Here is a 13,263-nt window from a genome sequence, read left to right as displayed (position 1 = left end):
ACGTGTATAGAGACACAATATTTAATAATTTAGTCAGATCTTAGGAGAAACAAAATAGCATGAGCAAGAAAAAACCTGCAAAACGAATTATCAACAACGCATCCCGAAGCTTTCGGATTTTCACCTTCGGATGCCAGATGAACGAAAACGACTCGGAAAAAATATCGGGGATGTTAAAAGCCCTGGGCTATGTCGAAGAAATGGATGTTAACAAAGCCGGCCTGGTTATTCTTAACACCTGCTCGGTCCGGGAAAACGCCGATGAACGGGTCTTTGGCAATATCGGTGCCTATAAAACCGTCAAGAAAACCAATCCCGATTTAATTCTGGCCGTCTGCGGCTGTATGATGCAGCAGCCGGAAATCGTCAATCAGATTGTCAGCAAATATCCCCAGGTGGATCTGGTTTTTGGGACCCATAATCTCCACCAGTTTCCGGAGCTGCTCAATAACTACATGGTCAACGGCAAACGGCTGGTAGAAGTCTGGGATGATTCAGACACCATTGTCGAAGATCTGCCAGTAGACCGGAAATATCCCTTCAAGGGCTTTGTGACGATCATGAATGGCTGCAACAATTTTTGCACCTACTGTATTGTGCCCTACACCCGGGGCCGGGAAGTCAGCCGTCAGCCTGATAAGATTGTTGCCGAGGTTAAAGCGCTGGTCGCCGATGGTTGCGTGGAGGTGACGCTGTTAGGCCAAAATGTCAATTCCTACGGCAATGATCTCGACGAAACGGTTAATTTTGCCAGTCTGCTGCGCCAACTCAATACCATTGAAAACCTCAAGCGGATCCGCTTTATGACCTCCCATCCCAAAGATTTCACCGATGCGGTCATCGATGCCATTGCTGCCTGCGACAAGGTCTGCAACTATATTCATCTGCCGATCCAATCCGGCAGCACCCGGGTTTTAAAAGCGATGAACCGCAAATACACCCAGGAAGATATTCTTGATCGGGTCAGGGCCGTCCGGGAAAAAATCCCCGGTGTCGCTATCACCACCGATCTGATTGTCGGCTTTCCCGGCGAAACCGAAGCGGATTTTTTAGAAACCCTCAAAGTCATTGAACTGTGTCAGTTTGATTCAGCCTTTACCTTTTTATATTCGATCCGCACCGGCACTCCAGCCGCCACCATGGCTGACCAGATTACCGATGAGGTCAAACATGACCGGATTAACCGTTGCCTGGAAGTGCTGCATCAGATCAGTCACGATATCAATCAGACCTATCTCGATCAAGTGGTGGAAGTGCTGGTTGAAGAACCCAGCCGCAATAACCCCGAGCGGATGACCGGTCGAACCCGGACCAGCAAGCTGGTCAATTTTCCCGGCACGTCAACAGATATCGGCACTCAGGTGATGGTCAAAATCACCGCCGCCAAAACCTTTAGTCTGGATGGCGAAAAAATCGAACAGGAGGACACCCATGGCGCAGCTGACACCCATGATGACCCAATACCTGCAAATTCATGAGGAGGTTCCCGATGCCCTCCTTTTCTTTCGTATGGGCGACTTTTATGAAATGTTCTTTGATGATGCCCTGACGGCCTCCCGGGAGCTGGAAATTGCCCTGACCGGCCGCGATTGCGGGCTGGAAGAACGGGCCCCAATGTGTGGGGTACCCCATCATGCCGCCCAGAATTATATCACCCGTCTGGTTGAAAAAGGCTACAAGGTCGCCATCTGCGAGCAGATGGAAGACCCTAAAGAAGCCAAAGGGATTGTCCGCCGGGAAATTATCCGGGTCATTTCGCCAGGCACCATTTCTGAAGGCAAATTGCTGGAATCCAAGAAAAACAATTACCTGATGGCGCTGTTTCTGGAAAACAATACCCTGGGCCTGGCCAGTCTGGACGTCTCCACCGGGGATTTTTATGTCACCCAGATCGCGGCCAAGACCCGGGAACAATGGCTGTCCCAGCTGTCCGATGAGATCGGGCGGTTACTGCCGGCCGAGGTGATTCTGAATCCGGCTTTATTTAAAGATAGCCAGGCCTTGGCGCTGATTGAAAACAGTTTTGGAATTCTGGCCAGTCTTTATCCGGAGAAGTACTTTTCGGTTAAAAACGGAAGCAAGCGGATCACCGATCAGTTTCAGGTTTTTGCCCTGGGCGCCCTGGATCTGGAGCGTCGGGATCATGCCATCGCCGCCGCCGGGGCACTGCTGCTTTATCTGGATGAAACCCAGAAGCGGGCCCTGACCCATATTAAGACGATCCGCTATTATAACAGTAAGGATTATATGGTGCTGGATTTATCGACCCGGCGCAATCTGGAACTGACCCAGACCCTCAGAACCCTGGAAAAAAAGGGCAGCCTGCTGGGCGTGCTGGACAAAACCATCACCGCTATGGGCGGACGAACCCTGCGTCGTTGGGTGGAGGCACCGCTGTTAAATCGTGATGCGATTCTCGAACGACAGGGCGGTGTCTCGGCTTTTTACCATAATGCTGCCCATTTGCCGGCGTTTAAATCGATTATGACCAAGGTTTATGATCTGGAACGGCTCTGTGGTAAACTGGCCTTTGGAACCATCAATCCCCGGGATTTACTGGCGCTGAAACAATCGCTAGGAGCGCTGCCGCTGATCCAGGATTTTGTGGCGCTGCTGGGTTCGGAAAAACTGCGCAGTCTGTATGATGCGGATGAATTACTCACCGATGTCTGGGAGCAGATTGACAAGTCCATCGATGAGCAGGCGCCGATTGTTTTAAAAGACGGCCATGTGATCAAAACCGGCTTTCATCAGGAAATTGACGAATTCCGGGAAGCGGCCGAAAAGGGTCAGGACTGGATCCGCGATCTGGAATGCCGGGAACGCGAACGCACCGGAATTAAAAATCTGAAGGTGAAATATAATCGCATTTTTGGGTATTTTATAGAGGTAACCAAGAGTAATTTTGATCAGGTGCCGGAAGACTATATCCGCAAACAGACCCTGGCAAACGCTGAACGCTATTTTACCCCGGAGCTGAAAGAAATGGAAAACAAGATTCTCGGTGCCCAGGAAGGCTTGCTCCGTTGTGAAACTCAGGTGTTTCAGGAAATCCGCGACGGTTTGCTGACCGAGATCCCGCGCATTCAACAGAAAGCCCGGGAAGTGGCCGAGCTGGACGCCATCTATGCGCTGGCCACCGTGGCCCAGCAGAATCGCTACGTTTGCCCGGAAATTACTGAGGATAATACGCTACTGATTCAAAACGGCCGGCATCCGGTGGTGGAGGATATGATTGGCACCAACCATTTTATCGGCAACGATTGTCTGCTCAATCAGGATGACCAGCGGATGCTGATCATCACCGGGCCCAATATGGCCGGGAAGTCCACCTTTATCCGTCAGGTGGCAATCATTACCCTGATGGCCCAGATTGGCTCCTTTGTCCCGGCCGATGCCGCGGCCATCGGCGTGGTCGATCGGATTTTCACCCGGGTCGGGGCCAGTGACGATCTGGCCAGCGGTCAGAGCACCTTTATGGTGGAAATGACCGAGGTCGCCAATATTCTAAAAAATGCCACCAGTCGCAGTCTGGTGATTCTGGATGAAATCGGCCGGGGGACCTCGACCTTTGACGGCATCAGCATTGCCTGGGCGGTGGTGGAATATCTCCATAACGAAGACAGTATCGGGGCAAAAACCCTGTTTGCCACCCATTACCATGAGCTGACCGAACTGGAGACCCTGAAACCGGGGATTAAAAATTTCAGTATCCGGCTCAAAGACACCCCCGACGGGGTGATCTTTCTGCGAAAAATCATTCCCGGCCCAGCTGACCAGAGCTACGGCATCGAGGTGGCCAAGTTGGCCGGTTTTCCGGCGGGTGTGACCCGGCGGGCCCAGGAAATACTCGGCCATCTGGAATCCGGCGAGGATACTTACCGGCAGGAGCTGCTGGTGGCAGAACCGACGGTTTTATACGGGGGCAAAGGCAATCAATTAAATTTCTTTGATGTGGCAAAAGGCATGACCGCTGAGGAAGAATCAGCATTAGGAACCATCCGAGAATTAAACATTGATGAAATGAGTCCCATTGAAGTGATGAATGTCATTGATCAATTACGAAAAAAACTAAGGTGATAGGGGAATCTATGAAAACCAAAGAATGCAAACAAATCGTCAAACGATTGATGAAGGAAAGACTATACCAGCAAATGACCTTTGATCAATTGGCAGCTTTTATGGATCTTTCAAAAAAGAAAGACCGGCAGATGCTAAACCATGTGCTTAAAGAACTTAATATCAAAACCAAAGAAGGCAAAGAACCAACCAGGCCGGCCAAAGATCGCAACAGACCAAGTAATGACGAGCGGCGGCGCAGTAGCAGCAACAACGATTCACCTAAAGTAGAAGGGGTATTACGAGGCAACCAACGCGGTTTTGGCTTTGTCATTCCTGATTACAGCATCTTTTCTGAAGATATCTACATCCACGAGAAAAATCTCTATGGTGCCCTGGACATGGATAAGGTCAGCGTCCGGATTATCTCCGAACCGGGGGAAAAGCGACCGGAGGGTGAGGTGGTTGAAATCATCGAACGGGGCCACAAAAAAATTATCGGCCGCTACGAAAAAGGCAAGGGCTTTGGCTTTGTCATCCCCGATAATGATCGACTCTGCAAAGATATTTTTATTCCCGAACGGCGGGGCAATATGGCGAAAACCGGCGATAAGGTTGTCACTGAAATCCGCAGCTGGTCAGATCGGGGAAAAAATCCGGAAGGCGAAATCATCGAAATACTGGGGAATCAACATGAAGCCGGGATTGATATCCTCTCAGTTTTAAAAGAATACGATATCCCGATGGAATTTTCAGCCGAAGTTGAAAAACAGGCCGAGCGATTAACCGCTAAAGTAACCGATATTGAACTGGAAAAACGCCGGGATCTGCGGGATGAAATTATTTTCACGATTGATGGCGATGACGCCAAAGATTATGACGATGCCGTGTCGATTCGTAAAAAGGACAACGGTCACTTTGTCCTGGGCGTTCATATTGCTGATGTCAGTCATTATGTGAAACAAGGCGACGCCATTGATCAGTCGGCTCTGGAACGGGGAACCAGTGTCTATGTGATTGATCGGGTCGTGCCGATGCTGCCCTTTAATCTTTCTAATGATGTCTGCAGTCTGGTCCCGGACAAAGACCGCTTAACCTTTAGTTGTGAGATGGAAATCGATGGCAATGGCAAAGTAGTGGACTACAGCATTTTTAAATCAGTTATCTGTTCAAAGTCCCGGATGACCTATGGTCTCGTGGCCGATCTGTTAGAAGGCGATGGCAGCCACCCCAATCGGCTTCAACCTTTTAAAAAAGAGCTGAACATGATGAATGAATTGCATGAGATTCTGCGGGTCAAACGACGCCTGAATCGCGGGGCGATTAACTTTGATTTTCCCGAAGCGAAGATTACCCTGGATAAAACCGGTTTTCCCGATCAGATCACTATCGAAGAACGCTTGGTCTCGCATAAGATCATCGAAGAATTTATGCTGGTCTGCAATGAAACCATTGCCGAACATGTTTCCAAACTGGACGCGCCCTTTATTTTCCGGAACCATCCCGAGCCGCATCCCGAAAAACTGAGTGCTTTCCGCACCTTTATCAATCGCTACGGCTTTAAGCTGGGGAAAAATGATGATCAGATCCCCACCGGAGAAGATTTTCAACAGCTGGTTAAAGACATCCATGGCAAAAATGAAGAACGGGTGATTACTCTGCTGATGCTCCGGACCATGCAGCAAGCGGTTTATGAAGGCCATAATCTTGGTCACTATGCTCTGGGCGCCAGCTTTTATACCCACTTTACCTCGCCCATCCGACGCTATCCGGATCTGTTTGTCCATCGCTATCTGGCTAAAGCCATTTTTGGAAAAATAAACAAGCGGGCCATGGATTATCTGGAGGCGAACATCGAATCGGTGGCTTCTCATGCCTCCGAAACAGAACGTCAGGCGGAGAACATCGAACGGGAAATTACCAAACTGAAGATGACCGAGTATATGACCCGCCATCTAGGGGAAGAATTTACCGGCCGGATCAGCGGCGTTACCTCCTTCGGCTTTTTCGTAGAACTGGAAAATACCATCGAAGGTCTGGTACGGCTTCAGGATTTAAAGGATGATTTCTATAACTATGATCCCGAACTGCATCAGCATATCGGCGAACACCGGGGCAAAATATTCAGACTGGGCCAGGAAATCAGAATAAAAGTGGCAAAGGCCGATATAAGTGCCAAACAAATTGATTTTGTACCTATGGATTAATTAAGAAATCCGTGTTATAATGTGGTGCTAGAGAAGAAACAGAGGAGTTGCGCATGGGAGAAAATATTAAAATTGTGGCTAAAAACCGAAAAGCACGTCATGATTTTGCCATTGAAGATACCTATGAGGTGGGTCTGGTTTTATCGGGGACGGAAGTTAAATCGATCCGGGCCGGAAAAGTCAGCCTGAAGGAAAGTTTTGCCGATATTCACAACGGTGAGATTTTCGTTTATCAGATGCATATTGATCCTTATGAGCAGGGGAATATTTACAATAAAGACCCTTTGCGCATCCGTAAGCTCCTGATGCATAAGCAGCAGATCACCAAACTGATCGGACTGAAGCAGCGGGAAGGCTACACTCTGGTACCACTGACCCTTTACTTTAAGGATGGCCGATGTAAAATGGAACTGGCTCTGGCCAAAGGCAAGAAGCTTTATGACAAGCGGCACGCCATCGCCGAGCGGGATTCCGACCGACGGATTCAAAAAAGTATGCGGCATAGTGGCTAGTTAATTATTTGGGGGCGTACTGGTTTCGACGGGGGTTTTGAAGCTTGAGTAGCGAGTCGATGTTGCTGATCATCGTAAAAAGTGGCGCATAAATATAAACGCAAAAACAGAAAAAAGTTACGGGTTAGCTTTAGCAGCGTAATACGCTCTAAAGTTTAATACTAAGACTTCGCAGCATAATTAATGCTGCACGCCTCCCATTTCAACCTGTGGTTTTGGGTTTCGGCGTTCATTGAAGCAGGGAACCGTTTTTGGTAGTGCCTCGCACCATTAACGATCAAGAGGCTGGTTCCTCTTTTTCTATGTCATTGGAGAAAGAGGGGAATGAGAAAATAAACAATGACTGCACTCGGAGAAGCTCCTGTGAATGGATTTTCGGACAGGGGTTCGACTCCCCTCGCCTCCACCAAATATGAATATAAAGCTCTGAAACAATCTGCTTAAAAGGTGTTCAGAGCTTTTTTATTTACAAGGAAAAATGAAGAATGTGTCAGAAATGATTTAACATTGGAGTTGCATATTAGATTGCTGGCATAAGTCTAAGAAAAGGTCCACCCCCCCATTCTAGATTCGTCCGATGCCTGAGGCGGAAGTGTGGTCAAAACACGGAACCGGAAACATCAAATAAACCATGAGGTGATGCAAATGAAAACAGAACGGTTTATTTATAAGTTGAATTATCCCAGTTATGAAAAAGAGAGTTGCGAAATTGAGGTGCGCTCTCTTTTTAAGTTTGATTTGAAAGAAAAAGTTTTTTTTGCAAGTAGAAAAGTTCATCCTTCCATAAGTCCATTTTTAAAAAGCCGGTTAGAAATTATATACAAGGCTTCCACGTTTTTAGAACTTATCGAGTTGATAAAGAAAGATAAGATAGCAGCATCAGATTTCATGGTTAAATATATGGAATTGGGAATAGATGACCCGCACTTTACGAAACGGCGAGAGTATTGCAAAGCAATCGGTCTTGTTATTGAGGGGCTTGTTTGTTATACTGCACCTAAAATTATATTTGGAATTACTTTTTATCAGGGGAACTGGTACTTTGGAAAATTAACAGAGCGAAGTCCTTATTGGAAAAAGCACAATCAGAAACCGCATTCGTATTCGAGTTCGATCGGTCTAAGTACTGCAAAAGTTCTGATAAATATTGCCGGGAATGGCGATACATCAAAACGATTAATCGATCCATGTTGTGGTGTCGGGACGGTATTATTAGAAGGTATTTGGGCCGGATATGATATTATCGGGTGTGAAATAAATAGTAAAACGGCGGAAAACGCACGAAAAAACTTGCGACATTTTAACTATGAAGCAACGGTTATTACAGGAGATATTCAGGATATCGATGACAGTTTTGATGCTGCCATTGTAGATCTACCATACGGTAATTTCAGCCTTAAAAATGATGAAAATCAATTAAAAATCATTAGGAATGCGATAAGAATTTCAAAAAAAATTGTCTTGGCTTCATCAGAAGATATAAGCGATGAACTCGTACAGGAAAATCTCAAAATCATCGATCATTGTAAAATTGGGAAAAATAAAAATGGCGATTTTTTGCGTTATATCTGGGTATGCGAAGAGTGATCCATCGATCGAGCTTGAATAAGGAAGAAAAGACAGCAATAACGTTTATCCAGAAAAAAGGGAGAAACATCTAACTATTAAATGTAATACTGCATAGAAAGTGATGCCTTTTAATGGTTGCAGTAAAATAGACATTGTTAAGTTGCAATATTCTTTCAATCATTCACTTTTCACATGCTGATAACCCCTTATATTAATTGTCACCTTAAACCGGTACGGATCGCCTCCACCAAATAAGAACCAAAAGAGATACGAGCTCAAATTTACAAGTAGGAAAGGAAGATCAATCTTGAAAAAACTAAATGATTACCTATACTCCGGCGATACCGTTCTGAAGATTTTACAGCGCTATTCTGAGGATCTGAAACAGTCGGCGAAAGAAACGGATAACCAGATTGAGCTGTTGCATTGTAATTTTCTGCTTCAAATTGCGGAACTTTTGCAGCATAATGATTTCCTGACTTCGCAGTCCCAGCGGATTCGCGAATTCTATGCACTGATGGCCAATGACTATCCTTTTCTGGCTTTTACTTTTAAGGGACGAATTAAATCGCTGATCCGGGCCGAAGCAAAATTCAATGGATACATTGTCGAATACATTTACAATTATTATCGCGAACACGGCAGTTACCCGTCGCTTCCTGAACTCAAAAATGCGTTAAATTGTTTTCGGGACCTGATTGCCTATCGGATCGTGATTTCGTTGCCTAAATGTCATCTGAAAGAAGGGCAGACTTGCGTCGACGAAGAAATAAAATATCTCTATGATGTTGCCAACCAGTTGCCTGCCTTCCTGGAGGAACGGGGATTTACCGCGGAACTGTCGACGTTAAAGGGTCAGAAAAGAGCCCCCTTGTTAAATGAGCGCGTCAGCCCGTACTATCGCGATTATATTGCCAACACGGAGTCCAGTGGCTATCGTTCACTGCATATTACTTTTTATGATAATATTGCCCGTTGTTACGTGGAAGTACAACTGCGGACCAAAGAAATGGACGATTTTGCTGAGATTGGACCGGCTAATCATTTAGGTTACGAAAAACGACAGGAAAGTGAAAGAGCCCGACGGGATGCAATTCCCAAAGGAGAGAATATTTATTTTGATGATGCCTATGAAAGAGGGATCACCTTGCAGCAGCTGGAATTATCAAAATTGGATGTCAATATGTTTTCAGCCATGGATAATTCCCTGATCAATGATGGTTGCGGCCTCTACCGCGGCAGACTGATTCTTCCCTATGAACATCTGTCCAGATTTCAGTATGACCTGATTGATTAATTATTTGTGAAGTATCTTAACAAAAGTAACTAATGATAGCAACAGTATTAGCTAAGCTGGTGTCGGTAAACCATTGCAAAAACTTCTGATTCAGTGTAAGATAATGATAACATTTTAACTGAAGAAGACTCAAAAATCGGTACCGATCGTTTTTTATTATTTGATATTAGAGTGAATAACGTACAGATTTTCAGCCGAAAAAATTATAATGACGGGGGTGCTGTGATGAATTTAAGCGATCAAAAAAAAGATAGTTTCGCCAAACAGTTTTCAGCTGGTTTAGTCCTGTTTGTGATGTTGTTGATGATTGGTATTTTTTTATTTCAGTACGCCCCGATTATTGCCTTTTTCTGGCTTAGCGGCCTTGGCTTTGGCTATATCTTACAGCGCTCCCGCTTCTGTTTTGTCGCGGCGTTCCGGGATCCCGCCTTAACTGGCAGCACCGCCGTGACCCGTGGGGTGCTGGTGGCACTGGCCTTGACAACCATCGGTTTTACGGCGGTTAAATATTTTTATCACCTCACCAGCCAGACCATCCCGGGACAAAGCTATATTGCTTCCATCGGCATGAATACCGTGGTTGGTGGGATCATTTTTGGCATTGGGATGGTGATCGCCGGGGGGTGTGCCTCGGGGATGCTGATGCGGATCGGTGAAGGTTTCGAGATGCATCTGATCACCCTGGTCGGCTTTTTTCTGGGCACCATGCTGGGCAATAATCATCTGCAGTGGTGGAACAATCATTGGATGTGGATCAAAGAAGGGGTGTTTTTGCCTGATTTGTTCGGTTGGGCAGGGGCCCTGATTATCCAGCTGCTGGTCATCGCGCTATTGTACGGACTGGCGATCAAATGGGAGGAAAAACAGGAACTGTAAAGGCGACTTTTTTATTCAAAGCGGTTTGCCTATGCGGCAGCAATGATTTATTCTAAAATATGAGCAAATAAAGCGGGGAAAAGCGATGGATAGGGAAGATCAGAAAAATTTCAGAAAATGGTTTAAGCCGTCATGGTCCTATGTGACCGGGGCGGTGTTATTATCGGTCCTTCAGGTCATTACCCTGGTTGTCACCCAGGAGCCACTGGGGATTACCAGTGCCTTTTCTTACTGGGCTATCCGGCTGCAAGGCGTTCTGGGTTTTGGGACGCCCGCGCAGCTGGCAATGGTTACCCAATTGTTAGGCGCCCGTGAGACCTTATGGTTTGAGGAAAACCTGGTCACGCTGCGTAATCTGGGGATCATTTTGGGGGCGTTATTATCAGCGTTGCTGGCATCCCAGTTCAGACTAAAGAAAATCAAATCGGGACAGCAGGCCCTGACCGCATTGCTGGGGGGACTCTTGATGGGGTATGGTTCCAGCATCGCAGCGGGCTGCAATATCGGCGCCTTTTTCAGTGGGATCGGTTCGATGTCCTTGTCCGGTTGGGTGTTCGGTCTTTTTTTGTTTATCGGGGCGTTTATCGGCGGAAAATTGCTGATCCGGTTTCTGATTTAACCGCCTTGCGCCGCACAAATCCGGCGGAATTATTAAATTGCTGATGATCAGAAAGATAAACTGTGATAAAATGATCACAAAGAATTAAAAAAATGAGGAAGTGATGATACTTGCATATTGAATATCTTGAAAATTTTTATCAGGTGGCAAAAGCGAAAAGCATATCAAAGGTGGCCATTGAAAACCATCTCTCCCAATCGGCGTTAAGTCAGCAGATTTCCAAGCTGGAAAAAGATTTTGACAGCACCTTGCTGATCCGCAGTAATAAAGGGGTAGAATTGACCGAAAAAGGAAAAATTGTTTATCAGTATGCGGGTAACATCGTGCGCACCGTTAAGATGATGCGGGCCAAACTGGAAGAAAGCGATCAGGTTTTAAAAGACATCAAAATTGAAGCTTTCTGGACCATCGCGAATTACTCGTTACCCTGTGTGATGTATAAGGTCAAGAAACGGTTTCCCCAGAATAATTACGAAATCCGGTCCAACAAAGCGCTGACCATTGAAGAAAATATTATTAACAATATCTGCGATCTCGGGGTGATTTACGGCAAACCTCATAATGAGCGGCTGACATCTTTTAAAATCGGGGTTGACAAGCTGGTGCTGGTGGCCCCGGCGGACTTTGACATCCCCGATACCATCAGTCTCAGTGATCTGCCGGATTATCCGCTGATTATTCTCAATGACAGCATGGATTTAACTCGGGTGATCCTAAAGAAAATGCAGCAAACCGGTAACAGCGATACGCCCCTGAATATTTTATACAAAAGTGATTCCATCGAATCTGTCAAGGCCTCGGTGATGAACGAATTCGGGATCGGCTTTTTACCCTATATTGCCATAAAAAAAGAGCTGTACCGCAAGCAGATCAAGGCCATCGAGATTACTGATCTGACCATTGAATACGAGATGTATCTGATTTATGACGAAACCGAAAACAACCATGTGATCATCGATTTTATCAAATACTTTAAGGATATTGCCCGAAAAAGTTTGTGTTAACAGCGCTTGAAATTCATCCCAAACTGCGATTAATGGCAAAGCAGGCTCAGGATTTGGTAATCAAGATTTCCCAGACCCCGACAATGACTTCGTCTGAGCTAATCTGATGTTTTTTAAACTTGCTCGATACAGACTCCAGAACACAGCTGTGATCGGTAATGATTTTGATGGTGTCGCCGGATGCCAGTTTTTTAAATTCTTTTTGAGCTTTCAGGACTGGAATGGGACACATATCCCCCAGACAATCAATGGTTATCATGGATCAGCCGCCTTATCTTTTTTTGGTTTTTAGTATAACATATTAAAATATTTTTCGGTAGGGTTATTTATCGGCCGGTAGGGAGTTTAAATGGATAACGAAGTCAAATTGGATCAGGCAGCAGCCTGGGAACCGGAAGTCAGTATTGTCATCCCGGTCTATAACAGTGCCCAATCGATCAGCGAATTAATCAGCCGGCTGTCGGCCACCCTGGCAGAACAGCGGCTGAGCTTTGAGCTGATTCTGGTTGACGATTGCTCCGTGGATGATTCCCGGGCTGTGATCCGGGAGCTGGCAACCCGGGATGAGCGGATTATTTTAATAGCCCGGGATCACAATGCCGGCCAGCAGGCGGCCATTAAGACCGGGCTGGGTCGCTCCCGGGGACGCTGGGTCGTGACCATCGACGACGATCTGGAACAACAGCCGGAAGATATTCCGCTGTTGCTGGATCAGATTAAAAGCGGCTTTGACGTGGTTTACGGCATTCCCGACCGGTCCGGCTATCCGTTTTACCGGCAATCGGGATCCAAACTGGTGGATCTTTTTTTTACCCTGATTCTGAAAAAACCGAAAAGCATCCGGGTTGGCAGCTTTCGGGTGCTCAACCGAAAAATCGTTGATCAGATCGTTGAAGACCAGACCCCCTTTGTTTATATCACGGCCATCACCCTGCGCCTTACCAAGAACATTGGCAATGTCAAGGTGGCTTATCAGCCCCGGCGCTATGGCAAATCCAACTATACGGTTAAGAAACTGAGTCTGCTGTTTTTGCGGTTGTTTTATTACTACGGCATCAACCGCGGACACCATACCACGAATACAGAAACGGACAAAATCATAAATAAAGGACGGAAATAA

The 13,263-nt window shown here is 46.3% G+C and carries 11 protein-coding genes and 1 other RNA gene; 11 read left to right on the top strand and 1 reads right to left on the bottom strand.

What is annotated here, in order from left to right; translation table 11 throughout:
- Positions 1-59: 59 nt before the first annotated feature.
- The 10 genes from miaB to ABGU93_RS14745 all read left to right on the top strand — a co-directional run bounded on the left by miaB (position 60) and on the right by ABGU93_RS14745 (position 12,143).
- Positions 60-1,478, top strand: coding sequence for a tRNA (N6-isopentenyl adenosine(37)-C2)-methylthiotransferase MiaB (gene miaB / locus ABGU93_RS14790; RefSeq protein ID WP_347414167.1), 1,419 nt, complete (start codon positions 60-62; stop codon positions 1,476-1,478).
- The gene (gene mutS, locus ABGU93_RS14785) at positions 1,432-4,080 is read left to right on the top strand and encodes a DNA mismatch repair protein MutS (protein WP_347414166.1); all 2,649 of its coding nucleotides are present in this window, start codon (positions 1,432-1,434) and stop codon (positions 4,078-4,080) included. The genes miaB and mutS overlap by 47 nt, the downstream gene beginning before the upstream one ends.
- A gap of 11 nt (positions 4,081-4,091) precedes the next feature.
- Positions 4,092-6,266 (top strand): ribonuclease R, encoded by a 2,175-nt coding sequence (gene rnr / locus ABGU93_RS14780; RefSeq protein WP_347414165.1) that lies wholly within the window; start codon positions 4,092-4,094, stop codon positions 6,264-6,266.
- A gap of 53 nt (positions 6,267-6,319) precedes the next feature.
- On the top strand, positions 6,320-6,778 hold the full coding sequence (gene smpB, locus ABGU93_RS14775) for an SsrA-binding protein SmpB (protein WP_347414164.1): 459 nt from the start codon (positions 6,320-6,322) through the stop codon (positions 6,776-6,778).
- A 10-nt stretch (positions 6,779-6,788) separates the two neighbouring features.
- Positions 6,789-7,187: a transfer-messenger RNA gene (gene ssrA, locus ABGU93_RS14770) on the top strand.
- Between the two features lie 236 nt (positions 7,188-7,423).
- Positions 7,424-8,365 (top strand): methyltransferase domain-containing protein, encoded by a 942-nt coding sequence (locus ABGU93_RS14765; RefSeq protein ID WP_347414163.1) that lies wholly within the window; start codon positions 7,424-7,426, stop codon positions 8,363-8,365.
- Between the two features lie 289 nt (positions 8,366-8,654).
- Entirely contained in the window at positions 8,655-9,644 is a 990-nt protein-coding gene (locus ABGU93_RS14760) for a guanosine polyphosphate pyrophosphohydrolase (protein WP_347414162.1), read from the top strand.
- Positions 9,645-9,815: 171 nt separating this feature from the next.
- The gene (locus tag ABGU93_RS14755; RefSeq protein WP_347414161.1) at positions 9,816-10,520 is read left to right on the top strand and encodes a YeeE/YedE thiosulfate transporter family protein; all 705 of its coding nucleotides are present in this window, start codon (positions 9,816-9,818) and stop codon (positions 10,518-10,520) included.
- Between the two features lie 49 nt (positions 10,521-10,569).
- Positions 10,570-11,139: a YeeE/YedE thiosulfate transporter family protein gene (locus ABGU93_RS14750; protein WP_347414382.1), complete on the top strand. Its 570-nt coding sequence runs from the start codon at positions 10,570-10,572 to the stop codon at positions 11,137-11,139.
- A gap of 110 nt (positions 11,140-11,249) precedes the next feature.
- Positions 11,250-12,143, top strand: a complete 894-nt coding sequence (locus tag ABGU93_RS14745; protein WP_070371508.1) for a LysR family transcriptional regulator — start codon at positions 11,250-11,252, stop codon at positions 12,141-12,143.
- 46 nt (positions 12,144-12,189) lie between these two features.
- Here ABGU93_RS14745 and ABGU93_RS14740 read toward each other — a convergent pair whose 3' ends face one another.
- Positions 12,190-12,402 (bottom strand): sulfurtransferase TusA family protein, encoded by a 213-nt coding sequence (locus tag ABGU93_RS14740; protein ID WP_070371507.1) that lies wholly within the window; start codon positions 12,400-12,402, stop codon positions 12,190-12,192.
- 90 nt (positions 12,403-12,492) lie between these two features.
- Here ABGU93_RS14740 and ABGU93_RS14735 point away from each other — a divergent pair, with 90 nt between their 5' ends.
- Positions 12,493-13,263, top strand: a complete 771-nt coding sequence (locus tag ABGU93_RS14735; protein ID WP_347414160.1) for a glycosyltransferase family 2 protein — start codon at positions 12,493-12,495, stop codon at positions 13,261-13,263.

This window comes from Acetobacterium sp. (genome assembly GCF_039830195.1).
Lineage (GTDB): Bacteria > Bacillota > Clostridia > Eubacteriales > Eubacteriaceae > Acetobacterium.
This window is presented reverse-complemented; position numbering and strand designations above follow the sequence as displayed.